Source organism: Lentzea alba (genome assembly GCF_011067745.1).
Taxonomy (GTDB): Bacteria; Actinomycetota; Actinomycetes; order Mycobacteriales; family Pseudonocardiaceae; genus Lentzea; species Lentzea alba.
In genome coordinates, this window is the sequence record NZ_JAAMPJ010000004.1 from 110972 (window position 1) to 136732 (window position 25761).

26 protein-coding genes are annotated in these 25761 nt (G+C 69.4%); 14 read left to right on the forward strand and 12 right to left on the reverse strand.

What is annotated here, in order from left to right; translation table 11 throughout:
• Positions 1–18: 18 nt before the first annotated feature.
• The 3 genes from G7043_RS16180 to G7043_RS16190 all read right to left on the reverse strand — a co-directional run bounded on the left by G7043_RS16180 (position 19) and on the right by G7043_RS16190 (position 4426).
• A complete protein-coding gene (locus G7043_RS16180) occupies positions 19–1728 on the reverse strand; it encodes a S8 family peptidase (RefSeq protein WP_313887907.1) in 1710 nt (569 codons plus the stop codon).
• A gap of 142 nt (positions 1729–1870) precedes the next feature.
• Positions 1871–2944: an alpha/beta hydrolase gene (locus G7043_RS16185; RefSeq protein WP_166046500.1), complete on the reverse strand. Its 1074-nt coding sequence runs from the start codon at positions 2942–2944 to the stop codon at positions 1871–1873.
• A 174-nt stretch (positions 2945–3118) separates the two neighbouring features.
• Positions 3119–4426, reverse strand: a complete 1308-nt coding sequence (locus G7043_RS16190; RefSeq protein ID WP_166046501.1) for a cytochrome P450 — start codon at positions 4424–4426, stop codon at positions 3119–3121.
• 99 nt (positions 4427–4525) lie between these two features.
• Between G7043_RS16190 and G7043_RS16195 the strand changes: the two genes are divergently transcribed.
• The gene (locus G7043_RS16195) at positions 4526–5662 is read left to right on the forward strand and encodes a HEAT repeat domain-containing protein (protein WP_166046502.1); all 1137 of its coding nucleotides are present in this window, start codon (positions 4526–4528) and stop codon (positions 5660–5662) included.
• 102 nt (positions 5663–5764) lie between these two features.
• On the opposite strand, the gene G7043_RS16200 is transcribed toward G7043_RS16195, so the two are convergent.
• Complete coding sequence (locus G7043_RS16200; protein WP_166046503.1) at positions 5765–6505, reverse strand: DeoR/GlpR family DNA-binding transcription regulator; 741 nt, start codon at positions 6503–6505, stop codon at positions 5765–5767.
• Between the two features lie 49 nt (positions 6506–6554).
• Between G7043_RS16200 and G7043_RS16205 the strand changes: the two genes are divergently transcribed.
• Positions 6555–6917, forward strand: a complete 363-nt coding sequence (locus G7043_RS16205) for a DUF4406 domain-containing protein (RefSeq protein ID WP_242642355.1) — start codon at positions 6555–6557, stop codon at positions 6915–6917.
• Between the two features lie 17 nt (positions 6918–6934).
• Here the strand turns inward: G7043_RS16205 and G7043_RS16210 are convergent, their stop codons facing one another.
• Positions 6935–7531: a phosphoribosylanthranilate isomerase gene (locus G7043_RS16210; protein WP_166046504.1), complete on the reverse strand. Its 597-nt coding sequence runs from the start codon at positions 7529–7531 to the stop codon at positions 6935–6937.
• Positions 7532–7613: 82 nt separating this feature from the next.
• On the opposite strand from G7043_RS16210, the gene G7043_RS16215 reads away from it, so the two are divergent.
• Positions 7614–9338, forward strand: coding sequence for an L-aspartate oxidase (locus G7043_RS16215; RefSeq protein WP_166046505.1), 1725 nt, complete (start codon positions 7614–7616; stop codon positions 9336–9338).
• A 59-nt stretch (positions 9339–9397) separates the two neighbouring features.
• Here G7043_RS16215 and G7043_RS16220 read toward each other — a convergent pair whose 3' ends face one another.
• Positions 9398–9985, reverse strand: coding sequence for a DUF4360 domain-containing protein (locus G7043_RS16220; protein ID WP_166046506.1), 588 nt, complete (start codon positions 9983–9985; stop codon positions 9398–9400).
• Between the two features lie 108 nt (positions 9986–10093).
• Positions 10094–10918 carry a class II glutamine amidotransferase gene (locus tag G7043_RS16225; protein ID WP_166046507.1) on the reverse strand — a complete coding sequence of 275 codons (825 nt, stop codon included), beginning with the start codon at positions 10916–10918 and terminating at the stop codon, positions 10094–10096.
• A gap of 96 nt (positions 10919–11014) precedes the next feature.
• On the opposite strand from G7043_RS16225, the gene G7043_RS16230 reads away from it, so the two are divergent.
• On the forward strand, positions 11015–11467 hold the full coding sequence (locus G7043_RS16230; RefSeq protein ID WP_166046508.1) for a hypothetical protein: 453 nt from the start codon (positions 11015–11017) through the stop codon (positions 11465–11467).
• A gap of 35 nt (positions 11468–11502) precedes the next feature.
• On the opposite strand, the gene G7043_RS16235 is transcribed toward G7043_RS16230, so the two are convergent.
• Positions 11503–11895 (reverse strand): hypothetical protein, encoded by a 393-nt coding sequence (locus G7043_RS16235; protein WP_166046509.1) that lies wholly within the window; start codon positions 11893–11895, stop codon positions 11503–11505.
• 153 nt (positions 11896–12048) lie between these two features.
• On the opposite strand from G7043_RS16235, the gene bla reads away from it, so the two are divergent.
• Complete coding sequence (bla, locus tag G7043_RS16240) at positions 12049–12909, forward strand: class A beta-lactamase (protein WP_390827393.1); 861 nt, start codon at positions 12049–12051, stop codon at positions 12907–12909.
• Here the strand turns inward: bla and G7043_RS16245 are convergent.
• A complete protein-coding gene (locus tag G7043_RS16245; RefSeq protein WP_166046511.1) occupies positions 12902–13288 on the reverse strand; it encodes a GyrI-like domain-containing protein in 387 nt (128 codons plus the stop codon). The two genes, bla and G7043_RS16245, sit on opposite strands and share 8 nt — an antisense overlap.
• Before the next feature lie 122 nt (positions 13289–13410).
• Here G7043_RS16245 and G7043_RS16250 point away from each other — a divergent pair, with 122 nt between their 5' ends.
• From G7043_RS16250 to G7043_RS16260, 3 genes are read left to right on the forward strand one after another with little or no spacing between them, the layout of a single operon-like run.
• Entirely contained in the window at positions 13411–15108 is a 1698-nt protein-coding gene (locus tag G7043_RS16250) for a cellulase family glycosylhydrolase (RefSeq protein WP_166046512.1), read from the forward strand.
• 36 nt (positions 15109–15144) lie between these two features.
• Entirely contained in the window at positions 15145–16041 is an 897-nt protein-coding gene (locus G7043_RS16255; RefSeq protein ID WP_166046513.1) for an NAD-dependent protein deacetylase, read from the forward strand.
• Complete coding sequence (locus tag G7043_RS16260) at positions 16019–17512, forward strand: DUF4419 domain-containing protein (RefSeq protein ID WP_166046514.1); 1494 nt, start codon at positions 16019–16021, stop codon at positions 17510–17512. Before G7043_RS16255 ends, G7043_RS16260 begins: the two co-directional genes overlap by 23 nt.
• 37 nt (positions 17513–17549) lie before the next feature.
• Here G7043_RS16260 and G7043_RS16265 read toward each other — a convergent pair whose 3' ends face one another.
• Positions 17550–17906 (reverse strand): RNA-binding S4 domain-containing protein, encoded by a 357-nt coding sequence (locus tag G7043_RS16265; protein WP_313887908.1) that lies wholly within the window; start codon positions 17904–17906, stop codon positions 17550–17552.
• 27 nt (positions 17907–17933) lie between these two features.
• On the opposite strand from G7043_RS16265, the gene G7043_RS16270 reads away from it, so the two are divergent.
• Entirely contained in the window at positions 17934–18467 is a 534-nt protein-coding gene (locus tag G7043_RS16270; RefSeq protein WP_242642356.1) for a chorismate mutase, read from the forward strand.
• A gap of 69 nt (positions 18468–18536) precedes the next feature.
• Here G7043_RS16270 and G7043_RS16275 read toward each other — a convergent pair whose 3' ends face one another.
• On the reverse strand, positions 18537–19112 hold the full coding sequence (locus tag G7043_RS16275) for a TetR/AcrR family transcriptional regulator (protein ID WP_166046516.1): 576 nt from the start codon (positions 19110–19112) through the stop codon (positions 18537–18539).
• Between the two features lie 85 nt (positions 19113–19197).
• On the opposite strand from G7043_RS16275, the gene G7043_RS16280 reads away from it, so the two are divergent.
• On the forward strand, positions 19198–20157 hold the full coding sequence (locus G7043_RS16280) for an NADP-dependent oxidoreductase (protein WP_166046517.1): 960 nt from the start codon (positions 19198–19200) through the stop codon (positions 20155–20157).
• Here G7043_RS16280 and G7043_RS16285 read toward each other — a convergent pair.
• Positions 20144–20524: an STAS domain-containing protein gene (locus tag G7043_RS16285; RefSeq protein WP_207311264.1), complete on the reverse strand. Its 381-nt coding sequence runs from the start codon at positions 20522–20524 to the stop codon at positions 20144–20146. The two genes, G7043_RS16280 and G7043_RS16285, sit on opposite strands and share 14 nt — an antisense overlap.
• Positions 20525–20788: 264 nt before the next feature.
• Here G7043_RS16285 and G7043_RS16290 point away from each other — a divergent pair, with 264 nt between their 5' ends.
• The 4 genes from G7043_RS16290 to G7043_RS16305 all read left to right on the forward strand — a co-directional run bounded on the left by G7043_RS16290 (position 20789) and on the right by G7043_RS16305 (position 25757).
• Positions 20789–22453: a peroxidase family protein gene (locus tag G7043_RS16290; protein ID WP_313887909.1), complete on the forward strand. Its 1665-nt coding sequence runs from the start codon at positions 20789–20791 to the stop codon at positions 22451–22453.
• A gap of 160 nt (positions 22454–22613) precedes the next feature.
• Positions 22614–22973, forward strand: a complete 360-nt coding sequence (locus tag G7043_RS16295) for a hypothetical protein (protein ID WP_166046519.1) — start codon at positions 22614–22616, stop codon at positions 22971–22973.
• Positions 22974–23049: 76 nt separating this feature from the next.
• Entirely contained in the window at positions 23050–24279 is a 1230-nt protein-coding gene (locus G7043_RS16300) for an MFS transporter (RefSeq protein ID WP_166046520.1), read from the forward strand.
• Positions 24280–24335: 56 nt separating this feature from the next.
• A complete protein-coding gene (locus G7043_RS16305) occupies positions 24336–25757 on the forward strand; it encodes a serine hydrolase (RefSeq protein ID WP_166046521.1) in 1422 nt (473 codons plus the stop codon).
• Positions 25758–25761: the final 4 nt, after the last annotated feature.

The window sequence follows — 25761 nt, forward strand, 5'->3', positions numbered from 1 at the left end:
GATCCGGTGATCGACTTCCTAGAAGGTCAGCTTCCAGGACTTGAGGTAGCCGATGTCGGAGGAAGCCGCGTCGCGCACCTGCAGCTTCCAGACGCCGTTCGCGACCTCGCTGGAGGCGTTGACCGTGAAGGTCTGCACGATGTTGTCCGCGCTGCCACCCGAGCGGTTGCTCAGCGAGTACGCCGTGCCGTCCGGGGCGATCAGGTCGACGACCAGGTCACCGCGGTAGGGGTGCTGGATGTCCACGCCGACCTTCAACGTCGCCGGGGCGTTGCCCGTGACACCGGTGACCGTGATCGAGCTGGTCACGGCCGGGGCGTTGTCCGGGATGTCCACGCGGGTGGTGTTCTCGAACGTCTTGCCGGGAGGGGGCGTGCCGGTGTCGACGGCGGCGAACGCGTCGACGCGGCCCTCACCGAAGAAGTTGTTCTTGGCCGTGGTGCCGACGCACCGGCTGTCGGTGCAGCTCAGGTCGTCGGCCTGGGTGGCGAGCAGCTGACGCAGCTGGGCCGGGGTGGCCGTCGGGTTGGCCGACTTCAGCAGCGCGGCCACGCCCGCGACGTGCGGGGACGCCATCGACGTACCGTCGAACTGGGAGTACCCGCCGCCGGGGACGGTCGAGAGAACACGCTCACCCGGCGCCGCGACGTGGATCTTGTCGGTGCCGTAGTTGGAGAACGCCGCCTTGCGGTTCGTCGAGCCGATCGCCGAGACGGTGACGACACCGGACACCTCGGTCGGCACGCTCAGGCACGCGTTGGTGATGTTGCGCTGCACGGCGGTGGAGTCGTTGGGGCTCGTGGTGTCGCGGGTCTTGTTCGCGAGGTTGTAGTTCTCGTTGCCCGCCGCGGCGACGTTCAGCACACCCTTGCCCTCGGCGTAGGCCACGGCCCGCTTCACACCCTCCAGGATCGCGTCCTGGTCGGCGTTGTCCGGGCAGTTGAACAGCCACGGGTCGGTGTAGTAGCTGTTGTTGGTCACCGCGAACCCGCGGTCACCGGCGAAGACCATGGCACAGATGGTGTTCTCGGCGAAGAACAGGTTCGTCGTCGGCTCCGCGATGCGCACCGCGGCGATCTTCACGCCCGGCGCCACACCGACCACGCCCCGCCCGTTCTTGGCCGCCGCGATCGTGCCCGCGACGTGCGTGCCGTGCTTGTCCACGTCCCGCCACGCCCCGGTACGCGTGTCGAGCTTGCCGTAGGCGCAGGACGCGGAGTCGGCTGCGACGAAGTTCGGCTTGATGTCGTCGTGCAGGTCGTCAACGCCGGTGTCCAGGACACCGACGGTCACGGTCGGCGAGCCCGGGTTGACCGCCCACGCCTTGTCGGCGCCGATCTGGCTCATGTCCGGCTGCACCGGCTCCGTCGTGGTGGGCGCCTGCTGGGTCTTCGCGTCCGGGATCGCCGGGTTGGCGGCCGCGGCCGGGACGTCAGACGTGCGGGTGGCGCCGACCTTCTGCACACCGCTGACGGTGCGCATCCGGCTCGCGAAGTCCGTGGCGCTCGAGTGGGCGACGATGACGCCGATCGCGTCGTAACTGCTGAACACCGTCCCGCTGTTGCCGGCCACGGCCGTCTTGGCACTCGCGGTGGCGCCCGGCGCGGTGATGACCAGGTAAGCGCGCGTACCCGCGGCCGCGGCGGGGGTCGCCGCCGTCAGCACACCGGCACCCACGGCCGCGGCGATGACCGCGGCGCGCAGGCGCGATCGTGATCCCAGGAACACGATTCCTCCAACTCCCTAGCGGGCGATGCCCGCGCACGTCGCGCGGGTGCAGGGGCCCGTCACGGCATTAGAGGAGGTCAGGACGGATTCGGGACGCGCGGTTTCAGAAATGCTCCGTTCGGTTCACGCCGAACGTCGCACGTCAGGCGTGGTGCCGGGTGATCAGCCCGACGAAGTGGTTCATGTCCGCCTGCACGCACGCCTCGTCCGCGTGCTTGCCGGTGCAGCCGGGAGCCCACCCGCTGCCGTCGCCGTAGTCCGAGAAGTGGAACGGGATGCCCGCCGCGGTGAGGTGGGCGGCGGTGACCAGCGCCGTCTCCCTGGCCCGGTTCTCGAGCACCGCCTGGATCGGGTTGACGGTCAGGTCGCCGCCGTTGCCGGTGTACAGCGCGACACCCATCCCGCGCAGCGACGCGACGTGCTGCGCCGGGCTCTGCGCGTTCCAGACGCCGTCGAACGGCCAGACCGGCGGCCCGAAGATCGCTTCGGCGCCGACCGTCGGGCTGCCGGAGCCGGGATTCATCTCGCTGGCCACGACGGCGGCGCGCACCTCGGAGTTGCGCAGGTCGAGGCCGCCGGAGAAGCTGCCGGCGTAGCTGAACAGGTCGGGCCGGTGCTCGGCGTAGTGCAATGCTCCGAAGCCGCCCATCGAGTGCCCGACGATCGCGCGGCCTTCCCTGGTCGCGATGGTGCGCAGGTTCGCGTCCACGAACGGGATCACCTGCTCCAGGTGGAAGGTCTCCCAGTTCTGCGGGCCCGCCGCGCCGGGGTTGACCCAGTTCGAGTACCAGCCGCGCCCACTGCCGTTGGGCTGCACGGTGATCAACGGGACGCCGCGCGTGGCGTTCTCGACGACGCGCTGGTTCCACGGCGCGTCGGGCCGGTCGGGGTGGCCGTGCAGGTAGTACTGCACGGGGTAGCGGGCCGTCTGGTCGTAGTGCTCGGGCAGGGTGACGACGACGGCGTGCCTGCCGGGTTCCTGACCGGGCAGCAGCGTCGGCGTGGGCACCTGGTCCGTGGCCACGCTGAAGACGAACGTGCGGTGGTTTTCGTCGACCCACCTCGGCTGGCTCGTCACGGTGAGACCGAACCCGTCGGAGAACCGCGGTGGCGTCGTCTCGGCTTTCGCCTGCGGGCTGGACAAGGCCGTCGCGGCGGTCAGTGCGGCGATCAGGCAGGCTCCGCGTTGTCGCGCGGTCCGGAAGCGGCTGGTCATGGAAACTCCCCCTTGGTTGCGGTACCCGGATCATGGTGTCCGGCCGGGAAAGGGGGACAGGCCACCCGACCGGCCATTGGTGGCCGGGTGGTTTCACCAGGCAACACGCGCCTGAGGCCGAGCGCGACGCCGACCTCCCGCCACCACGCGCATGGATGCGCTCGGGGGCGTCGGTCAGCTGAGCCTGGCCGGCAGCCGTTCGAAGCCGCGCAGGATGCGGGTCGGGCGGCGGCGCGCTCCGGACAGCAGTTGGAGATCGGGGAAGCGGTCGAAGATCGTGCGCAGGCCGATCTCGCCCTCCATGCGGGCGAGCTGGGCGCCCAGGCAGTAGTGGCGGCCGGCGCCGAACGACACGTGGTCGCGCGCGTTCGGGCGGGTCACGTCGAACGCCAGGGGGTTGTCGAAGACGGACGGGTCGCGGTTGGCGGCCGCGAGCACGGTCGTGACGAGCCGGCCGCGGCGCACCGGGACGCCGGCGATCGTGGTGTCGTCGACGCACATGCGGCCGGTCAGCAGGACCGGCGGGTCGAAGCGGAGCACCTCGTCGACGGCGTTGTTCCACAGTTCTGGTTGGCGGCGCAGGGTTTCGAGCTGCGCGGGGTTGCCGGTGAGCAACGCGATGCCGTTGCCGAGGAGGTTGACGGTGGTCTCGAAACCGGCTGCCAGCACGAGGCCGGCGGTGGCCTTGAGCTCGCGTTCGGTGAGGCCGACGCCGTCCTCGCGGGCGGTGATCAGGCGGCTGAGCAGGTTGTCGCCGGGGTTGGCGCGCAGGGCGTCGAGGTGGCGGGTGAGCCAGGCGTCGAACGAGTTGAGCGTCGTCTCGACGGTGCGGAAGACCCGCCAGGACAGGCCCAGGTCGAGGCTCGGGGCGGCGGCCGCGCCGAGGGCCAGGACGGTGGCGCGTTCCTGGGGTGGGACGCCGAGGATCTCGCTGATGACGGTGACCGGCAGCAGGCCGCAGTAGGTCTCGATCAGGTCGACCGGGTTCGCGGGATCGAGGCCGTCGAGCAGTTCGTCGGCGATCGCCTGGGTGCGGGTGCGCAGCTGTTCTACCGCGCGGGCGGTGAAGACGCGGGTGACGAGCTTGCGGTAGCGGGTGTGCGCCGGCGGTTCGGTGACCAGCAACGACGGTGGCTGCACGGGATGCATCACCTCCGTGGCGGACCACGCGGCGAGCTTGCCGAGGATGCCGGCGCCGTACCTCGGACGCGTCGTGACCAGGGCGTCGTTGGTCAGGACCTCTTTGACGACGGCGTGCCGCGCGGTGGTGTGGCCGACCTTGGTGAGGGCGAGCGGACCGCGTGCGCGGATCTCGTCGAACAGGCCGGTGAGATCGGCGCCGGTGGAGGCTTCGACGGTGATGCGGCCCTGCAGGTCGCCGCGGCGGGCCGCGAGGCGCAGCACCGTCCGTGGCAGCGCGTGGCCGATGCCCCACCGCACTGCCGGTTTGACGTGCTCCTCAGCCAGGTTTGAGGTACTCATCTCCTTCCGCAGCTAAGCCGAGTACTGGTGGCGCGTCAAGGATAGGCCGTCCGGCGGAGCTGAAAGTCCACTTCGGACCAACGAGTACGCTGCCGCGCCATGGAAATCCGGGCGTTGCTCGACCGCATGACGCACGAGGACAACCGGCGCGAGGTCGGGGATTTCGTGGCCGGGCACGGAATCACGTCGTTCGACGAAATAGCCGACGTGATCGCCGGCTCCGACGACAGCGAGGTCGTCCGGTCGGCGTGCCGGGCGTTCACCATGCTGCACGCCGGGGACGAGGTCTACCTCGCCGCGACCCGGCACCCGCACCCGACGGTGCGCCGGATGGCCGCGAGCATGTTCCGCGGCGAGCAGGCTCTGCGCCATGCCCATGAGCTGCTGCCCGTGCTGGCCGACGAGGACCACTACGTGCGGCGGGAAGCGTTGTGGGCGTTCGGAACCATGGGACCGGACGTGTTGCCGCTGCTGCAGGAGACCCGCCGGACGGCCAAGGGCGCGGTGCGCAGGGGAGCGCTGGCGGGGATCGTCGAGGTCGCCGGCCCGGACGCGCTGTCCGCCCAGGACCGCGGGGTGATCGAGCGGTACATCCGGTTCAAGATCGAAGAAGAGATGTACGGCACCGAGGAGATGCACCTCTGCGGCGGCTGGTTCGCGATCAGGACCGAGGACCAGAACGCCGTGCTGCAGGTCTGCGGTCTGCAGGACCCGACACCGGTCACCAAGGTCCTCGGTGGCGCGGCCTGGAACAACGACCACCACGCGTGGGCCAAGGACGAGGAACACGTGCGGTGCGCCAGGGTCTACGTCACGGGCTCGTGGGACGGCTGGACGCTCGTGTTCGGCGAACCGTTCGAGCACGCCGACCGGCCGGTGACGGAGATCTGCGCGGTACTGAGTGCCGCGTTCGGCGAAGCGCACTACTACGGCATGAGTTGCGGCGACGGCTGGACGGCGTGGTGCATCGCGAAAGGCGGCGAGATCGTCCGCTACTACGACGCTTTCAAGGCGGAGGAGCAGATCGGCGAACTCGACGTCGAGGACGGCTGGGGACTGCCGCACGACTGGAGCGACGAGAACGAGGACCTCGAGGACATCTGGGCCACCGACGTCGCCGAGGAGTTGTCGGTCAACCCCACGTACTTCGAGGGCGACATCGAGGGCCACGGCGTGCTCGCGCTGACGCAGTGCGGCCGGACTTACGGCTCTCCCAAGGGTTTCCTGGAGATCTAGTGGTGTGGCCCGGAACGTTGCCGGGGGAATTCGCGGTCAGACGGGTGCCGCGAGGCGCCCTGCTGAGCGTGGATTACCTCGCCAAGGATCCGGGCCACGCCACTAGGCGCGGATCACCGGCACCTCCAGTGCTCGCACGACGTCGTTGTCCGCGTCCGTGATCACCCCGGCGACCTCGCTGAACGGCAACACGCCGAACCGGGACGCCGTGCCGATCTTCTCCGAACTGGCCAGCACGTACGTGTCGGCTGCCTGATGCGCCAGCGCGCGCTTCATCGCGGCCTCGTCGGCGTCTCCGGTCGTGAGGCCCGCCTCGGGGTGCACGCCCGTGACGCCGAGCAGGAACACATCGGCGTGCACGCCCCGTGCGGCCTCCACGGCTGCGGCACCGCACGCGACCATCGAGTGCTTGAAGAGGCGTCCGCCGATCACATAGACATCCACGTGCTCGTGCTCCTCCAACGCGCTCGCGATCGTCGGACTGTGCGTGACGACCGTGGCTTCGAGGTCGAGCGGTAGCGCGCGCACGACGGCGAGGGTGGTCGTGCCGCCGTCGAGGATCACCGTCGCGTGCGGCTCGATGAGCGCGGCTGCTGCTCGCGCGACCCGCTGCTTGCCGTCGATCTGCACGTTTTGGCGCGTTGTGTAGTCGGCGATGGCCGGCGACACGGGCAAAGCGCCGCCATACACGCGTTGGCAGAGGCCCGCCGCCGCGAGTTCGCGCAGGTCACGCCGGATGGTGTCCTCCGAGATGCCCACTTCGGTGGCGAGGTCCTTGGCGACGATCCGGCCGTCGACGCGCAGACGTTCGAGCAGCAGGTCACGACGCTGGGCGGCCAGCATGCACGTTTCTCCTTGTTTTTGCCGAGTCTTGCACATTATGGTCGATCGCATGCTGATTCTGATCGCAGGCCCCTACCGCTCGGGCACCGGGGACGACCCCGCCCTGATGGCGCGCAACCTCGAACGCCTGGAGGAGGCCGCGTGGCCGATCTTCCGCGGCGGGCACGTGCCCATGATCGGCGAGTGGGTGGCGTTGCCGGTGCTGCGCGGCGCCGGCGGCAATTCGCCGACCGACCCGATCGCAGCCGAGATCATGTATCCGACCGCGGAACGCCTGCTGCGGCACTGCGACGCCGTGCTGCGGCTGCCGGGGGAGTCGACCGGGGCGGACGAGGACGTGCGGATCGCGCGGGAACGCGGTCTGCCGGTTTACGAACGAGTTGAGGACATTCCTGGCTGTTCCGCCGCCTGACGGGGGAGGTGCGTGGTCTATCCGCGGGCGGCGGCGACGAACGCGCGCATCCGGCCGTGGTCCTTGACGCCACGGCTCGACTCGATGCCGCTGGACACGTCCACGCCCCACGGCCGGGCCACGCCGATCGCCGTCGCGACCGTCTCCGGATCCAGCCCGCCCGCCAGCACCCACTTGCCTTCCGGCTGCTTCTCGCGGAGCCGCGTGATGTCCCACTGCTCACCGGACCCGGCGACGGGCGAGTCGATCAGCAACAGCTCTTCGCCGAACGCGCCGGTGCGCACGTCGGTGTCCGGCCCGAGCGCGGTCGCCCGGACGAGCTGGAACGGCAGGTCCGCCAGCTCGTCGAACGCTTCCTTCGGGTAGTCGCCGTGCAGCTGCAACGCCTTCACGCCCGTCTTCAGCGCCATCTCACCGGCCTCGGCGGCGGTGATGCCGCGCACGACGGCGACGGTGAGCACGTCGTCCGGCACGTCGGCGACGAGCCGGCCGGCCAGGTCGACGTCGATCTGACGGGGGCTGGTGGTCAGCACGAAACCGACGGCGTCGGCGCCGGTTTCGACCGCGACGGCGACGTCGGACTCGGTGCGCAGACCGCAGAGCTTCACGAACACAACCCGATCCTAGTGGCGCGGCTAACAGTCACACATCCCGGCGCTGCGTGGTCCTACCTGTAGAGACCACGTGGAGGCCGCGATGACGGAACATCAGATTGCTACTTCGGTGCTGGTGATCGGCAGCGGCGGTGCGGGACTGCGCGCCGCCATCGAGCTCGCCGAGCGCGGGGTCGACGTGCTGGTCGTGGGCAAGCGCCCGAAGGCCGACGCGCACACCGCGCTCGCCGCCGGTGGCATCAACGCGGCCCTGGGCACGATGGACGCCGAGGACACGTGGCAGCAGCACGCGGCCGACACCATCAAGGAGAGCTACCTGCTCGCCAACCCGGACATCGTCCGCATCGTCGCCGAGCAGGGGCCGCGCGGCATCGAGGACCTCGAACGCTGGGGCATGCCGTTCGCGCGCGAGGCCGACGGCCGCATCTCGCAACGGTTCTTCGGCGCGCACACCTTCCGCCGCACGTCCTTCGCGGGCGACTACACCGGGCTGGAGATCCAGCGCACGCTCGTGAACCGGGCCACGCAGCTCGACATCCCGATCCACGACACCTGCTACATCACGCACATCCTGGTGCGGGACAACGTCGTTTTCGGCGCGTACGGGTTCGACCTCAACACCGGCACCCGGTACGTGTTCCACGCGGACGTGGTGATCCTCGCCGCGGGCGGGCACACCCGGATCTGGCGCCGCACGTCGAGCCGCCGCGACGAGAACACCGGTGACTCGCTCCGCCTGGCCGTGCGAGCGGGCGGACGGATCCGCGACCCCGAGCTCGTCCAGTTCCACCCGTCGGGCCTGCTCGAACCGGAGAACGCCGCCGGAACCCTGGTGTCGGAGGCCGCCCGCGGCGAGGGTGGCATCCTCACCAACGCGCTGGGCGAGCGGTTCATGGCCCGCTACGACGCCAAGCGCCTGGAACTGTCCACTCGGGACAGAGTGGCGCTGGCCGCGTACACCGAGATCAAGGAAGGCCGCGGCACCCCGAATGGCGGCGTGTGGCTGGACGTCTCGCACCTGCCGCGCGAGCAGATCATGCGGCGGCTGCCCAGGGTGTACCAGACGCTGCTCGAACTGCAGATGAAGGACATCACCCGCGAGGCGATGGAGATCGCGCCGACCGCGCACTACTCGATGGGCGGTGTGTGGGTCTCACCCGCCGACCACTCGACGGGCGTGGACGGTCTCTACGCGATCGGCGAGGCGTCCAGCGGCCTGCACGGCGCGAACCGGCTCGGCGGCAACTCGCTCATCGAACTGCTGGTGTACGGGCGAATCGTCGGCGAGGCGGCTGCGGAGTACTCCGCTTCCCTGAGCGCGCAACGACGTTCGCGGACCGTGCTCGGCGAGGCACGCGCCGAGGTGGACGAACTGCTGGACGCCGACGGACCGGAGAACGTCCGCGCCCTGCAACGCTCACTGCGCAACACGATGACCGAGCACGCGGGTGTTGTCCGAGACGAAACGGGGCTGCGCAAGGGACTCGCCGAGCTCGACGAGCTGGAGGACCGCATCCGCAACGTCGGTGTGCACCCGGATCTGGCCGGCTACCAGGACCTCGCTCACGCCTTCGACCTCAAGTCGTCGGCGCTCGCCGCCCGCGCGACCCTCGAATGTGCCCTGGAACGTCGCGAGACCCGCGGCTGTCACAACCGGTCGGACTTCCCGGACACCGATCCCGCTCAGCAGGTGAACCTGGTCTGGGCGGGTCCCGGCCGGATCGACCGGGAGGAGATCCCTCCGGTGCCGGACGAGATCGCGTCGCTGATGAGGGACGTCGACACGGCGGGCAAGCTGGTCGAGTGAGCGGGAAAGCCAGGGGCGGGCGCACCGGGGATGGGCGCCCGCCCCTCGTCACCAATGCGTCAGCAGCGCCGGACTCGCACCGCACCGCGGCTCGACTCCACGATCGCGAAGTTGAGCCGGTCCGGATCAGCGGAACCGAGGGACACGCGCACCTCGGCGTTGATGTTGATGTTGCGCGGCGAGCCGCACGGCGACCACTGGATGTCGGTCGAGTTCGGCCGGTAGTGGGTCTCCCAGCTGTCGCTGAACGGCCCGGTGAACGACTGGCTCACCGTCGCGGTGGCCGAGTTGCCCTGCAGGTAGGTGCTGATCCGGCTCAGGCCGGTCGCGCCCTCCTGCAGATGCGCGTAGCCCTCGTAGGTGGTCCGCGCGAGGCCGTAGGTGTAGCCCTGCGGCACGTTGACCCGGATGTTGATCTGGCAGTTCTTCCGCAGGTCGACGGGCGACGAGCCGCCGCCCGCGCGAGCCAGGAACTCGTGATAGCCGACTGTGAACGTTCTGCCGTCCGTCGTGACTTCGGCGTCGCCGGCCCGGCATCCCGAGCCGTTGACGGTCACGATCTCGAGGACGGGCGCGGGTTCCGCCGCGTCTTCGGCGGGGGTCAGGGCGGATAGGGCGATGAGTGCGGCCGCTGCCGTGGTGAGCATGAGGAACCTCTCCGGGGGGTCCGTGGCGGCGGCAGCACCAGACGCTAGTGACGAAAGCCTGTCCCGACCTGACGGTTGCCTGACGATTCCCGGCTCGGGTTCACGGTTTCACGGCTTGAACTGCACCAGTTCCTCTTCGACGCCGGGCCGGACGATCACGCACGTCGACTCCGGCACCTCCTGCCACGCCCCGACCAGGTCGCCCAGCGGTTCGGACACGATGAGCCGCGAGTCGTCGTCGAGGTCGTGCAGCGCCGGGTTGTCCGGGTACTGGCGGCGCAGCGTCGTCACGTCGGTGCTGTGGAACAGGGTTCGCGACTTGCCGCGGCTCGAGTAGCGGAACGCCCAGGTCGTGGAGCCGTCCGTGGTCGCGACGGTCATCTGGACCGGGTACTCGACGCCCGCGCGCCGGCCGACGTCCTCGACGAACTCGACCATCCGCGCCACCGCGGCGAGCGGGTCCTGCTCCAGTCCGAAGCTGACCGCGAGGTAGAACATGATCTCGGAGTCCGTCGAGCCCTCGATCAGCGGGAACAGCAGCGGGTCGATCGCCAGCATCAGTTCGCGCCGCACCAGCGAGAACTTAGGGATCAGCCCGTTGTGCATCCACAACCAATTGTTCCAGCGGAACGGGTGGCAGTTCGACCGCTGCACCGCGCCGCCGGTCGACGCCCGCACGTGCGCGAACACCCGGTCGACGGTGATCTGCGCGGACAACTCCCGCAGGTTGCGGTCGTTCCACGCCGGTTCGGTGCTCAGGAACAGGCCGGGAGTGCTCGTGCTGCCGTACCAGCCGATGCCGAACCCGTCGCCGTTCACCGCGGTCGCACCGAGCCGGGCGTGTTTGGACTGCATGACGAGCGAGTTCTCCGGCGCGTAGAGCAGTTCTTCCAACAACACCGGCGAACCGGAATACGCGAGCCACCGGCACATGACGAACCTCCCTATACCCAGCGCTACATGGGAACATGTCGCGGACCCGAACGCGAGGTTTGCGGCGGTGCGCCTGTCTCAGGCAGCATGCATGGTGTGACCGTCCCTCCCGGCCTGCGGCAGCCGCCTTACGAGCAGCGCGGCAACTTCGAGACGATCGAGGTGTACGCGCCGGTCCAGACGGTCCAGCCACCCGAGCCGCTGGAGCAGCCGGCAGCGCGTGAGGAACGCGCGGACATCGCCGTCATCGGCCCGATCGCCGCGCTCGTGCTCGCCCTGACGATCAGCACGCTGATCCTGGACCACCCCGCCGCACGTGCCGTCGCCGCCGGTCTGGCCACGGTCGGGCTGGTCGTGGCCGTGGTCCTGATGCTGATGGGCAGGCGCCCGCAGGCCGGCCGGCACGTGGCCAGGCACGCCATCGACGGCGAGGCGCCGGACCGGGACGGCACCGTGCGCATCGCTCCGGGCAGGGGCCCTGCTCCCGATCGGGACGGCACGGTGCGGATCGGCTCCCACTGGAAGACCACCGACCAGCGCCGGCCGTAGAAAGTCGGCGGCGTGGTGCTGGACCGGATCGAACGTCAGCGGTCGGGGTCCATGTCCTCGTAGAGGCCCTGGACGAGCCGGCCGGTGAGTTCACCGCCGGACGTCTCGATCAACGCCCAGCCCGGCAGGTCCGGATCGTCGTCGCCGGGGTCGTCGAGGAAGTAGAGCGCCGAGCTCAGCGCCTCGAAGGCGATCATTCGTGCGAACGCCCGCAGGTCGTCGGGTGACGCGCCGAGGGTTTCGAGACGCTCGCGGGCGGCCTCGCCGTTGCGGTAGGTCGGTCCGGGTCCGTGCTGGTCGACGATCGACCACATCCCGCGCAGGAAGCGGAACCTGGCCAGCTGCGGGATGTTCTCGGTCAGCTCCGACGAAGCCCAGCCGTCGGGGTCGTCGGCGCCCAGTGCCGCGAACTTGTCGCGAAGGTCCATGGTGGACAGCATGCCGGGTGATCTTCGAGCGGCGCGCTGGCCCTCGCGTGCTGGCGCCGGATCGCGTGACAACCAGTTGATCTCTCGCGCGTCCTGACTTGTGGAGAGGTTTCCGAAAGAGGGGACAGGACGTTGAGTGTCAACCGACGTGCGGTGCTGGCTCTGGGCGCCGGAGCAGCGCTGGCCGTCGCCGTGCCCGCCACGGCACAGGCCGTACCGCTCACCGGCAAGCTGCGCGAACTCGAACGGCTGCACAACGCGCGACTCGGCGTGTTCGCGACCGACACCGGCACCGGTCGCACGGTGCTGCACCGGGCGGACGAGCTCTTTCCGATGTGTTCGACCTTCAAGACCATCGTCGCCGCCGCGATCCTGCGCCGCGACCACGACGGAACATTGCTGGGCAAGGTGATTCGCTACACCAAGGACGACTGCGAGAAGTCCGGCTACGCCAAGATCACCGAAAAGCCGGAGAACCTCGCGAACGGCATGACGGTCTCGGCCCTGTGCGAGGCCACCATCACCTACAGCGACAACTGCGCGGCCAACCTGTTGCTGAAGGAACTCGGCGGCCCCACCGCGATCACCCGCTTCAGCCGCTCGATCGGCGACCCGGTCACACGCCTCGACCGCTGGGAACCCGAGCTCAACTCGGCGGAACCCGGCCGCATCACCGACACGACGTCGCCGCGCGCCATCGGCCAGAGCTATGCGCGCCTCACCCTGGGCCACGCCCTCAACCGCGCCGACGCCGGCCAGCTGACGAACTGGTTGCTGGCCAACACGACCGGCGACCACCGCATCCGTGCCGGGCTGCCCGCCGCGTGGCGCTGGGGCGACAAGACCGGCTCCGGCAAGTACAGCACCACCAACGACGTCGGCATCGCGTTCCCGCCCGGCCGCGCGCCGATCGTGATCGCCGTGCTGTCGACGAAGAAGGACTCACCGGAGGGCGGCGCCGACGAACCGCTGGTGGCCAAGACCGCCGAACTGGTGGCGGCGTCCTTCAGCTGATCGGCAGCCACAGCTCGATGACAGTGCGCCGCCGGTAGAACTCGACGAGCGGCCGAGCGGAGTTCCAGGGGCCGGCGGCCTTGAGGTCCTCCATGGCAGGGCCGATCCGTCCGTACAGCTCGGGCGGGTCGCCCTCCAGCACCGTGCGCCGGTACCGCCCGCCCGGCAGCACGCCAACGGTCAGGTCGAACGAGTCGGCGGGCTTGCGCGGCGTGCAGACCGTGTAGGTGCCGGCCGTCTCGTCCACGCGGGCGAACATCTTGCGCCCTTTGAGGCCCACCAGGTTCTCGAACCAGTCCCACGCCTCGCTCATCGCGGTGAGCTCGTCCGCGACGGTGTGCTCCAGCACCTCGACGTCAGCCCGGTTGATCACGTCCACGACTCGATTCCCCCTTCTCAGTCGAACGCCCCAGTCGAACGCTAGTCGAATGCCCGATTCATCAGCTAGCGTCCAACGCGAATCTTGTTCACGTTCCCGACGATGATGACGGGGTGGCGGCGATGCGGCGAGCGGTGCTCCTGGCGGTCCTGTTCCTCTTCTCCACGGTGATCAGCCCGGCGCGGGCGGAGTCGTTCGACGGCTCCGAGCTCCGGGTGTCCGGTGGGGTGTTCCGCGACGAGCACGGCCGGGAGGTCGTGTTGCGGGGCTTCAACGTCTCCGGCACGGCGAAACTCGCCGAGTACCGCGGTCTTCCGTTCGCGAACGTCGCGGACGCGCGCAAGTCCGCGACCGCGATGAAGCAGCTGACCGGCGCGAACGCCGTGCGGTTCCTGCTGACGTGGGCGTGGATCGAACCGCAGCGCGGCCAGATCGACCACACCTACCTCGACGGGGTGACCGCGCAGCTGCGGGCGTTCACCGACCAGGGCATCCGCGTCTACCTCGACTTCCACCAGGACCTGTACTCGCGGTACCTGTTCAACAAGGACAGCTGGTACACCGGCGACGGCGCCCCGGCGTGGGCGGCGAGCGGGTACCCGAAGGAGTCGTGCGGCCTCTGCTTCCACTGGGGCCAGAACATGAAGAACAACAACGCCGTCACCGCGGCCACCTACGACTTCTGGCACAACCGCAACGGTGTGCAGGACTCGTTCGTCAACGCGGCCGGCGAGGCGCTCAAGCACGTCAAGCAAGCCTTGCCCGCCAACGAGTTCAAGCTCGTCGTCGGCGTCGACCCGCTCAACGAGCCCTACGCCGGCAAGTACGACAGCGGCCAGAACTCGCAAGCGTGGGAGCGCGACCTCCTGATGCCGTTCTACCAGCGCTTCCGCACCGAGATGGACGAGGCGGGCTGGAACTCGAAGCCCGCGTTCGTCGAGCCGCTGGTGTTCTGGAACCAGAACGTGGACTTCTTCGCCGAACCCGGCGGCCTCACGCTGGTGCCGAACCTCGGCGAGCGGTACGTGTTCAACGCGCACTTCTACGACGGCAAGGCGCAGTCGGGCCTCCTGATGCCCGGCAAGGCGGGTGACGGCCAGTACACCCAGGCGTTCGCCACGATCCGCCAGCGCGCCGCCGCACTCGGCACCGCCGCGATCGTGTCCGAGTTCGGGCACCCGGTCTCCGGCAACACGTCCGACAAGACCCCGTCGGTGCTCAAGGCGATCTACCAGGGCCTCGACTCGAACGCGAACGGCGCCCGCTGGTGGTCGGCGCCGCGCGGCACGGTGGTCTCGGGCAGCCAGTGGCACTGGGACACCAACTACGGCCGTCACCGCGAGCTGATGAACGACAACCCGGGCAAGGTCATGACCGACGGCGACGCGATGAACGAGGAGCACTTCTCGGCGGTCAAGCTCGACAACGCCGGCGCCCCGGTTCTCACCATGGATCGCGCGCTCGTCGACCGCGTCTACCCGCAGGCCGTCGGCGGCACCACGCTCGCCTTCACCTACGAGGACCGCGCTTACCAGACGTGGCAGCAGATCCCGCTGCAGAACGTCCGCACGCTGGTCGGCTCCGCGCCGTTCGCCGTGCTCGTCTGGGACTCGAACGGGGGCTCCGCGCCGACCGAGCTGCACCTGCCGGAGTCGCTGCGGTCACCGCTGGTCGTCAGTTCGGCGCCGGCGCAGGTGAACGGCGACAAGCTGCTGCTGCGAGGTGGCTCCGGACGGCAGTTCGCGCTGGTCACCGCCGCGTCGGGCGGCAACGTGGCCGCGGCGGAGGCCGAACTTCGCCAGTGGTACCAGAGCTGGTGACGGTGTCGGTTCGCCATTGCCACGTAATCTGGTGAAGTGCGAACTAGGCCCACCCTAAGCTGGTCGCCTTCGGGCCCGTCGCTGCCGCGCACCTCCACCCTGACCGACGTCGTCCCGATCGTCGTCGGCGGCGATGTGCTGGTGCTCAGCGGCGCGGGCCTGTCCACGGAGTCCGGCATCCCGGACTACCGCGGCGAGGGCGGCTCCCTGCGCAAGCACACCCCGATGACCTACGAGGAGTTCACCAGTAGCGCTGCCAGCCGGCAGCGCTACTGGGCCCGCAGTCACGTCGGCTGGCGGACCATCGCCCGCGCGCACCCGAACGCGGGCCACCACGCCGTCACCCGCCTCTCGGGCAAGCTGTCCGGTGTCATCACGCAGAACGTCGACGGCCTGCACCAGGCCGCCGGCACGTCCGACGTCGTGGAGTTGCACGGCGGCCTGGACCGGGTGATCTGCCTGGGCTGCGGGTTGTTGTCGCCGCGCGTCGACCTCGACCGGCGCCTGCGCGAGGCCAACCCGGACTTCGCCGCCACGACCACCGAGATCAACCCGGACGGCGACGTGTTCCTGCCGGAGGAACAGGTGCGCGGCTTCGAGGTCGTCGGGTGCGTCGAGTGCGGTGGTGTGCTCAAGCCCGACGTCGTGTTCTTCGGCGAGAACGTGCCGCGCCCACGCGTCGAACAGTGCTACTCGCTCGTCGACAACGCCCGTTCGCTCCTCGTCCTCGGCTCGTCGTTGACGGTCATGTCCGGCCTGAGGTTCGTGCGGCGCGCGGCTGATTCGGGCATCCCGGTCGTGATCATCAACCGCGGCGTGACGCGCGGCGACCCGTACGCGTCGCTCAGGGTCGATCTGCCGCTGGGCAAATCGCTCACGGAACTCGCGGACGTTGTTCTACAGTCCGGAAATGGTGACCTTCCCGGTCGATGACGTCACGCCGGTGACGGACGTGCTCCCCACCCGGCCCATGAGCGACCTGTTTCCCGGCGCACTCGCCGCGGGTGGTGACGCGCGGGTGCTGAAGCCGAACGGCGTGCATCCACTGCTGCACGCGGTCGGCAAGGCGTTCGCCGAACACCGGCCGCTGGTCCTGTCGCCGGACGCGGTGTGGCTGACGATCACGCGCGGAGTCGCCCAGCACGTGCGCCTGCACGCCGAGGAACTGCGTTCGGTCCTGGTGCGCCACCAGGGCAAGGACCTGCTCGAGGTCCAGGTGTTCCCTGGCTCCCATTCGTGGGCCGAGGTGGTCGAGCACCTCGCGAAGCAGGTCGGCGACACCTTCTTCGAGTGCGACTTCAGCACCAGCACGGACGTCGAACGGCTGGCCGGGCGCGTCGCGATGCTCGACGCCTACTCGCCGTACTTCGGGTACTGGATGATCGGCATCTGCGGCATCCCGTCGATCACCCTGACCGGCACGCCCGCCGACTGGCGCGAGATCCGCACCCGGATCGACGACCTGCCCCGGTTCGGGCTGGAGCACTGGTGTCGCTCGCTCGTCCCGATCACCGACCACCTCGTGCTGGCGGCGGAGGGCAATCCCGACACCGCCTTCTGGCAACGGATCTACAACCCGATCGACGCGTACGGCGGTGATCGCGTCACCGGGTGGATCACCCGGCTGTACCCGTACCTCGAGCTCGGCAGCGAGGGCACGAAACCCAACCACATGCTCGACCTGCCGATCGACGAACCGCGCGACCTGACCCACGACGGCTGGTACTCGGGCCCGGCCATCACCACCGACACCGTGCCCGCCACGCTGTGCCGGGCCGTGATCAACGTCAACGACCGGCGGGACATCAGCAGGGTCGCGGTGGACGCCGGACTGGCCGGCGTCACGCAGCACCAGGACGGCGCACTGGAACCGGTGGCGGGCTGGGCGGTGGTGCCCGCGCCGCCGAGCATCGAGTCGGTGCTGGACTGCGTCGTCGCGGAGCACGAGTGGACGCCTCCCCTGTCGCCGCTGGAGAAGGCGCGGGCGAGGTTCGCGGACCTGGACCCGGAAGAGCTCGAGGACCTGGAGAACGGGGAGATCTCTTTCCTGGACGCTCCGCAGGGCAGCGGCGAGCTGATCGCGCTCCGCCAGCGCATCGGCACCGCCTCGCTGCACGGCGGTGCGTGGCGGCTGCAGGCGAGCGGCGGCAACTCCGCGTCGATCGGCCGCTTCCACGTGGACGTCGTGTTCGACCTCGCGGACGGACGACTGGTCGGCGAGGTCGGCGACTTCCGCACCGGGCTGAGCCACTGGGTGATCTTCCGCGACGGCGACCTCCCGCAGGACGTCCCGGTGCTCGGCACGTCCCTCGCGATGCTGCTCGAGTCGGTGCTCGACCACAACGACGTCACTCACCTGGAGACGATGCGCCTGGACCGCCTGGAAATGAGCTACGACGACTAGAACCGCCTGGAGTTGAGCTACGCCCAGAACTGGGGGGCTAGGACTGCGACCTGAACTGGTCCAGCATGCGTCGTTCCCGCTTCGTCGGACGTCCCGCACCACGATCGCGCCGTGCGATCGGGACGTCCGGCGGTGGCGGGGGAGTGCGGTCGATGAAGCACGTGGCCGCGTCCGCCGCGCCGACCCGTTTCTGGATCACGCGGACCACCTCGACGATCCACGTCTTGTCGTTCACGCGGGCGCGGACCTGGTCGCCGGGCACCACGGTGGCGGAAGCCTTCGCGGGTTTGTCGTTGATGCGCACGTGGCCGCCCCGGCACGCCGCGGCGGCGTCCGGGCGGGTCTTCGTCAGCCGGACCGCCCACAGCCAGCGGTCGATGCGCGTGGACTCCACCCCGCCATCATGGCACTCTCGGGGATCATGAAGATTCTGGCGGTCGCTCTGACCCTCGCGGCCTCGCTCACGCCCGTCGGCCCGCTCGGTGAGCTCACCGGTCTCGCCGTGCAGCGCGTCCAGGTGGCCGACCTCGTGGCAGCGGCCAAGTTCGGCACGACCCAGCCGATCGACGACCCCGCGCGCGAACAGCAGGTGCTCGACGGCGTGCGCACCAAGGCGACCCAGCTCGGTCTCGATCCCGAGAACGCGGCGAGGTTCTTCCGCGCCCAGATCGAGGCGAACAAGCTCGTGCAGCGCGGCCTCTACGTGCGCTGGACCGAGCACCCAGAGGAGGTCCCGTCGCGGCGCCCCGACCTCGGCACCGAGGTCCGGCCGATTCTCGACCGGCTGACCACGGACATCCTCGCCGAGCTCAAGGACACCGAACAGCTCCGGCGCCCCACGCTGAAGTGCGAGATCCACGCGACGATCGCGGAACGGTCGGCCGTCGTGCTGAACCGCCTCGACCGCCTGCACGAGGACGCGCTGGCCGAGGCGATGAGCACGGTTTGCGCCTAAGAAGGGTTCACTTAGGACTGTGCACTTAGAACGGCGCACTTCAGAACAGCGCAATTGAGCACAGTGCACTCAGGATGGTGGCGGTACCGGCAACGGGTGGGCGCCTTCGGGTCGCAACCCGTCGAACAGGATCGCCAGGTAGCGCCGCCACAGATCGGGCGCGCCGGACGGCAGGTGTTTGACCACGTCGTTCGGCACGCACATCAGCAACATCACGTCGGCGCCGGTGATGTCCGCCCGCACCGCGCCCTGTTCTCGCGCGCGGTCGACGAGGGCGTCGATCACCGCGCTCATCCGCGTCTGCGCCGCCGCGACCTCCGCCCCCAGATCTCCTTGCAGGACTGACAGGTCGAGCCGTTCCCGTTCCTGCGCGGCGGTGGTCATGAACTCCAGCAGCGCCGCGCCCGCGTCGGCAGCCGTGCTCAGCCGTTCGCCCGCGGCGGTGAGCCGGGCGATCCGGTCCAGCACGATCGCGCCGACCAGGTCGTCCTTGGTGGGGAAGTGCCGGAACACGGTGCCCTTGCCGAGGCCCGCGCGGCGCGCGATGGCGGCGATCGGCGCGTCCATCCCCTGTTCGGCGAACTCGGTGATCGCGGCCGCCAGCAACGACTCGCGGTTTCTGGCGGCGTCAGCACGCAACGGCACGGCACCAGCCTAACAAGTTGACCGCGCGGTCCGTTTCGCGCACCATAAGGTGACCAGTCGGTCCGTTTATGGGGGTGAGTCAGAGATGAAAGCAGTCATCGCGCCGGACTACGGTCCGCCGGAGCAGTACCTGGTGGCGGACGTGCCGGTGCCCAGGCCAGGACCGGGACAGCTCCAGGTCCGGATCGCCGCCGCCTCGATCAACCCGGCCGACGTCGTCCTGCCGTCCGGCGCCTACCGGGACACGACCCCGCTCGAGTTCCCGCACGTGCCCGGCAACGACTTCGCCGGCACGGTCACCGAGGTCGGGGAAGGGGTGACGGCGTTCGCCGAGGGTGACGAGATCTTCGGCCAGGCCGTGCCGCGGGCGCTGCGGGCGATGGCCGGGGCGAACCGGCCCTCGCTGAGCACCGGTTCGCTGGCCGAGTACGCGGTCTTCGAGGCGGACACCCCGTTGCTCGCGCATCGGCCGCGCGGGTTGTCCGCACCTGACGCGGCGGCACTCGCGACCGCCGGACTGACCGCGCGGGCGCTCCTTGCGACCGCGCGGACGAAGCCGGGGGAGACCGTGCTGGTCGTCGGCGCGACCGGCGGAGTCGGCACCGCGCTCGTGCCGCTGCTCGCCGCCGCCGGTGCCCAGGTGATTGCCACCGCCACGGCCGCCGACGCCGAGATCCTGCGCGGTCTCGGCGCCCACGTCACCATCGGCTACGCGGACGACTACCCGGCCGGGGTGGACGCGGCGTTCAACCTCGCACTGCCCGGCAACCGGCTGGCGGACGTGGCCGCGACTCTCCGCACGGGAGGTCACCTGCTCACGATCACCTACCCGCCGCCGGAGCGCGACCGCGACGACGTCGACCTGAGCTTCGTGCTCGACCTCGACGGCGAGCTGGGCGGCATGCGCGAGGTCGCCGAACTCGCGGCGGACGGCACGTTGCCCGCCACGATCAGCCGCCGCTACCCGCTCGACGACGGGCCGCGGGCCTGTGTCGACTTCCTCCGCGAGCACACCACCGGCAAGCTGGTCGTCACGACGTGGTGAGGTCCACTGTGGACTGAAGGCCGAGCATCCGCGCGAGCCCGGACAGTTCGAGCACCCGCGCCACCTGAGGCGACGCGGCGGACAACCGCAGCCGGCCCGCCGCGGCCGAGGCGCGGGCGTGCCCGCGCACCAGGGCGCTGATCCCGCTGGAGTCGCAGAACGTGACACCGGTGAGGTCGAGCACGAGGGAGCGGTGGCCTTTGTCGAGGAGGCGGTCGAGCCGGGTGAGCAGGCGTTCCGAGCCGGTTCCGGCGAGTTCACCGGTGACGGTGAGGAGGGTGCAGGCAGGTGACGACTCGGTCACCGTGACTTCGAGCATTTCGCGGTAGTACCCAGTCGCCGCCGCCCGGAAACCCGGCTGCGGCACGCGGTCCGCTCATCGGTTCGAAATAAGATCTTGAAGAGTTCCTGTGGCACAGCTGAGAATTTCTCAGGCGAGATGGCCGAGCTGCCGGTTTTCATGAATCTTCCGGACCATCTCGTATCCGCTGTGTGACGATGTTTTGGTTTTGGCCAAAAGCTTCGACGGTATTTTCCGCCGTCTGGAGACTTGGCGGTGGGGCAGGTGCTTGTTGGGGAGAACATGTCGCCTGAACACAGGGGAAATACAGGGGGAAGTATGAAGAGGCACGTGCGCGACAGTTTCTTCGTCGTGGGCGAAGGAGTGCTGGAATTCGACGGCAGCGGTGAGGCCACCACGCGTCAGCCCTCCACGGCGGAGGAGTTGCGCAGGTTCCGGTTCTCACGACTCGGGCCCAAGGGCCCGCGGACGGACGAGGGTTTGCGCGAGGCGCTCGCGAACGCGATGACGCCGACCGGCACCCAGCCCGACTCGGAGAACCCGGCCGTGCCGGCGGGGTTCACCTACCTCGGGCAGTTCGTCGACCACGACCTGACGATGGACCGCACCGAGTCGCAGCTCGGCCAGGACGTCAACGTGGACGAGCTGATGCAGGGCCGCTCGCCGGCGCTGGACCTCGACTCGGTCTACGGCCGCGGCCCGCGCGACAAGGACGACCAGGTCTTCTACGCCGAGGACGGCGTGAAGCTCAAGATGGGCACCACCTCGGAGGCAGGGCCGGGGTTCCCGCCGATGGAGGGCTTCGACCTGCCGCGCCGCGGTGGGACCGCGGGCACCGCCGCGGATCGGCGCGCGCCGCTGATCCCGGACGCGCGCAACGACGAGAACCTGGTGATCGCGCAGACCCACCTGGCGTTCATCCGGTTCCACAACCGCGTGGTCGACGAGCTCGCGCTCACCGGCCTCACGGGTGACCGGCTGTTCCGCGCCGCCAAGGAACTCGTGGTGCGGCACTACCAGTGGATGCTGAGGACGGACTTCCTGCCGCGCATCGTCGACCCGGCGATCGTGGACGACGTCTTCACCAACGGCCGCAAGTTCTTCGAGGTGCCCGGCAAGCACTACGGCCACGGCAACACGCCGACGATGCCGATCGAGTTCTCGGTCGCGTCCTACCGGCTCGGCCACAGCATGATCCGCGAGCAGTACGAGTGGAACCGGGTGTTCAACTCGGTTCCCGGCATCGGCCTCGTGCCGGGCACGCTGTTCCTGCTGTTCGTGTTCACCGGTACCGCCGGCAACTTCGACCCCAGCTCCAGCGTGCCCGACCTGGACGACGTGAACAGGGGTGACGTCTTCACGTTGCCCAGCAACTGGATCGCGGACTTCCGCCGCCTCTACGACTTCACCGAGGCGGACCGGGACGACCTGGTGCCCCCGGCGGAGTTCGGCGGCGGCAACATCACCAAGCGGATCGACTCGCTGCTGGTGGACCCGCTGCGGCAGCTGCCGGCCGGCACGTTCGGTGGCCGTGGCACGCAGTTCCCGGAAATCCAGCGCAACCTCGCGTTCCGCAACCTGACCAGGGCGAACATGATGGAGCTCGCCACCGGTCAGCAGATGGCGGAGCTGTTCGGGGTCGAACCGCTCACCGCCGAGCAGATCCTGGTCGGCAACGGTGGCGCGAACCTGGACTCGCTCACCGAGGAACAGAAGGCGCAGCTGGCCGAGGCCACGCCGTTGTGGTTCTACGTCCTGCGCGAGGCGGAGGTCGGCAACGGTCTGATGGGTCCCGTGGGTGGCCGGCTCACCGCCGAGGTGTTCCACCGGGCCATCGAGGGCAGCCGGATCTCGATCGTGCGCTCGCCGTACTGGCGGCCCACGCTCGGCCCGGACTCCAGCACGTTCCGCATGGTCGACCTGCTGCTGTTCGCCTTCGAGGGCAAGGCCGACCTGCTGAACCCGCTCGGCGACCCGCCGCCGCCGAGCAACTGATCTTCCTCGCTCCTCCTGTCTGGCTGGGTGGTGGCAGCCAGACAGGAGAGGGAGATCAATGTCGCGTCCGGAAACCACACGCCGCGAGAGCACGGAAGAACGCCTGACTCGTTTTGCGCGAGAGTCCGGAATTCCGCTGCTGCGTCTTGGACTGGGGGTCGTGTACCTCTGGTTCGGCGTGCTGAAGCTCTTTCCCGGTGGCAGCCCTGCACAGGATCTCGTCGAACGCACGGTGTCCGCGCTGACGTTCGGGATCATCCACGGGGATTTGGCCAGACTGAGTGCCGCGATCACCGAAATCGGGATCGCAGTGGTTCTGCTGAGCTTCCGCGCACCACGATTGTGCGCGGTCCTGCTGATCGGTCACGTCGTGCTGGTGTCGACACCTCTGGTGTTGTTCCCCGGCGAGATGTGGGCCGGTCCGCTGCAGGCGTCGTTCGAAGCCCAGTACATCCTGAAGAACCTGGTGACCGTCGCCGCCGCGGTGGTCATCGCCTCATCGCACCCGAGGGTGCGGTGACCGGGAGCCGCTCGATCCCCGAGGATCGGGCGGCTCCCGGCATTTTTCGGTTGGGCACGGCGGTACGGTGCGATTCATGGGGGGATCACTCGCGCCGTTGGCGCATCCGGCTTTCCGTTGGCTGCTCGGTGCTCGCGTGACGACGATGGCCGGCAGCGCGATGGCGCAGATAGCGCTGGTGTTCGCCGTGCGGGACGTGACGGAGTCGGTCACCACGCTCGGCGTCGTCGTGGCGGCGCGCTCGATCGCGAACCTGGTGTTCCTGCTGTGGGGCGGGGTCTTGGCGGACCGCCTGCCCCGCCAGTTCGTGCTCGTCGGGTCGTCCACGGTGTCGGCGCTGAGCCAGGGGCTGCTCGCCGTCCTGGTGCTGACCGGATCGGTGTCCATCGCGGCGTTCGTGGTGCTGGCGGTGGTGAACGGCATGTCGAGCGCGTTCTCGTTCCCCGCCTCCGCGGCCCTCGTCCCGCAGACCGTGCCCACCGAGCTGCGGCAGAGCGCCAACGCGCTGCTGCGCCTCGGGTTGAACTCGTCGATGATCGCGGGTGCCTCGCTGGGCGGCCTGTTGATCGCTTTCGCGGGCCCGGGCTGGGGTCTCGCGGTCGACGCGTTGTCGTTCGCGCTGGCGGGCCTGTGCTTCTCGTTCGTGCGGGTGCCCGCGGCCCGCGTCGCCGCCGAGCACAAACCAGGTGTGCTCTCCGAGCTGCGGATCGGCTGGACGGAGTTCGTGTCGCGGCCCTGGGTGTGGATCGTGGTCGTGGCCTTCTTCCTGGTCAACGCGGCCTACGCCGGCGGCACGATGGTGCTCGGCCCGGTCCTCGCGGACACCGTGATCGGCCGTGAGACCTGGGGCTTCGTGCTGGCCGCGCAGACGGCGGGCATGCTCGCCGGAGCTTTTCTGACGCTGCGGCTCAAGATGCGCCGGTTGTTGCTGTTCGGCTGTGCGTGCATCGCGGCGTTCGCGATGCTGCCCGTGGCGCTCGCCCTGCACCCGCAACCGTGGCTGCTGATGCTCGCCGCCTTCGTGTGCGGGCTGTGCATGGAGCAGTTCGGGGTGGCGTGGGAGACGTCGCTGCAGCACCACGTGCCGCAGGACCGGCTCGCGCGGGTCTACTCCTACGACATGCTCGGGTCGATGGCGGCGGTTCCGCTCGCGCAGCTGGTGATCGGTCCGGTGTCGGGGGCCGCCGGGATCACCGCGACCCTGCTGGGCTGCGCGGCGATCCAGGTGGCCGCGACGCTGTTCATGGTCACCTCGCGGTCCGTGCGGTCGGTCGAGAACCTTCCTTCGGTGCAACCGGTTCGTTGAGCGGGTGAGGGCACTCGGTACGCTCGTTCGAGATCCACTTCAAACTGGGGAAGTGAATGAAGCTCAAACGGTTCACCGTGCTGTGCACCGCGCTCGCGCTGACGGGTGCCTCCCTGGCACCTGCGGCAGCCTCTGAAGAGAGCCACCTGAAGTTGGCGGAGCGGCTGCGCGAAGCGATCGTCGCGCAGAACTTCAAGGACGTCATCGACCTGACCCCACCGGAAGCCGGCTTCGCCGCGCGGTCGGCCGGTCAGCGGGAGAAGTACGACCCGAGCCCGGCCGAGCTGATGCGGAAGGCCCAGGCGCGGACGACCGCGGCTGTGGACGCGGCTGCGGCTGGAAAGCCCTTGCACCAGACGCCGAACATGGACGCGGCGATCATCGAGCTCGACCCGCTGGGCCGTCCCGCGACGGTGGCGAACGTCCTGCTCAGCCCGCAGTACCCGAACGGCGTGGTCGTGCCGGTCAAGCGCAAGGGCCTGTCCACCGACCAGGTCCGGTACCGCTGGTGGGACGACACCGAGTGGGACGTCAACGGCGGCAAGGGCACGCGGGACGTGCTGGCCGGCCGGGAGAACGCGGCGATCGACTTCTCGTCGCCGTACCCCGCTTCGGTGCTGAAGCTGATGGTGGGCTTCGGCGTGCTGCGGCTCGCGGACCAGGGCAAGGTCGACCTGGACGCCGACTACGTCTACGACCCGAACCCGGTGCGCGAGGCGTGCGGCGGGCCGTCGGTCAAGAAGATCCGCCAGCACTTCGACGAGATGATCACGAAGTCGCAGAACGAGTCCACCTGCGCGTTGATCAAGATGATCCACGACCTGAACGCGTGGGACCAGATCAACCAGTCGTTCGTCGACCTCGGCATGCCGACGCTGATGGTCACCGGGACCATCCCGGGCAACGGCGGCCGGTGGATCGGCGCGAACATGAGCGGCCTCGACACCGCGAAGCTCCTGCTGCTGATCAACGGCGGCTTGGGCGACCTGTGGACGACCGACCAGGGCAAGGCGATCACCCGTAACGAGCTGTCGGCCTCGTCGCGGAAGTTCTTCCAGGAGACCCTGGCCGGCCAGGGCCACAACGAGATGCTGTCCACGCCGAACTGGTGCGGTCGCGACTACCCGGTGCAGGGCATCCCGCAGCAGGTGCCGTCGCGCTGGATCAAGCCGGACGGCACGGTGACCGTCGGCGACGCCGTCTACGACCGTGACGTCCGCCCGTGCAACGACGCCGCCGAGGTGACCTTCGCGCACAAGACCGGCTGGGTCGACACCACCGGTTCCGACGCGGGCATCGTGAAGTCGTTCCGCGGCAAGAACAACCGCAACTACATCGTGGTCGTGTTCTGCAACCTGGGCACCGACTACGTCGACGCGAACCGCCCGGCGGACCCGCCCGGCGTGTTCCCCGTGCTGTACACGCAGAAGTACGCGCAGCTCGGCAAGGCGATCGACAACATCATGAAGAACCTGTAGTCCG

Excerpts from the sequence above, each read along its gene's own strand:
- G7043_RS16185 (WP_166046500.1), bottom strand. The coding sequence starts at position 2,944 with ATGACCAGCCGCTTCCGGACCGCGCGACAACGCGGAGCCTGCCTGATC.
- G7043_RS16190 (WP_166046501.1), bottom strand. The coding sequence starts at position 4,426 with ATGAGTACCTCAAACCTGGCTGAGGAGCACGTCAAACCGGCAGTGCGG.
- G7043_RS16195 (WP_166046502.1), top strand. The coding sequence starts at position 4,526 with ATGGAAATCCGGGCGTTGCTCGACCGCATGACGCACGAGGACAACCGG.
- G7043_RS16200 (WP_166046503.1), bottom strand. The coding sequence starts at position 6,505 with ATGCTGGCCGCCCAGCGTCGTGACCTGCTGCTCGAACGTCTGCGCGTC.
- G7043_RS16205 (WP_242642355.1), top strand. The coding sequence starts at position 6,555 with ATGCTGATTCTGATCGCAGGCCCCTACCGCTCGGGCACCGGGGACGAC.
- G7043_RS16215 (WP_166046505.1), top strand. The coding sequence starts at position 7,614 with ATGACGGAACATCAGATTGCTACTTCGGTGCTGGTGATCGGCAGCGGC.
- G7043_RS16220 (WP_166046506.1), bottom strand. The coding sequence starts at position 9,985 with ATGCTCACCACGGCAGCGGCCGCACTCATCGCCCTATCCGCCCTGACC.
- G7043_RS16225 (WP_166046507.1), bottom strand. The coding sequence starts at position 10,918 with ATGTGCCGGTGGCTCGCGTATTCCGGTTCGCCGGTGTTGTTGGAAGAA.
- G7043_RS16235 (WP_166046509.1), bottom strand. The coding sequence starts at position 11,895 with ATGGACCTTCGCGACAAGTTCGCGGCACTGGGCGCCGACGACCCCGAC.
- G7043_RS16250 (WP_166046512.1), top strand. The coding sequence starts at position 13,411 with ATGCGGCGAGCGGTGCTCCTGGCGGTCCTGTTCCTCTTCTCCACGGTG.
- G7043_RS16260 (WP_166046514.1), top strand. The coding sequence starts at position 16,019 with ATGGTGACCTTCCCGGTCGATGACGTCACGCCGGTGACGGACGTGCTC.
- G7043_RS16270 (WP_242642356.1), top strand. The coding sequence starts at position 17,934 with ATGAAGATTCTGGCGGTCGCTCTGACCCTCGCGGCCTCGCTCACGCCC.
- G7043_RS16280 (WP_166046517.1), top strand. The coding sequence starts at position 19,198 with ATGAAAGCAGTCATCGCGCCGGACTACGGTCCGCCGGAGCAGTACCTG.
- G7043_RS16300 (WP_166046520.1), top strand. The coding sequence starts at position 23,050 with ATGGGGGGATCACTCGCGCCGTTGGCGCATCCGGCTTTCCGTTGGCTG.
- G7043_RS16305 (WP_166046521.1), top strand. The coding sequence starts at position 24,336 with ATGAAGCTCAAACGGTTCACCGTGCTGTGCACCGCGCTCGCGCTGACG.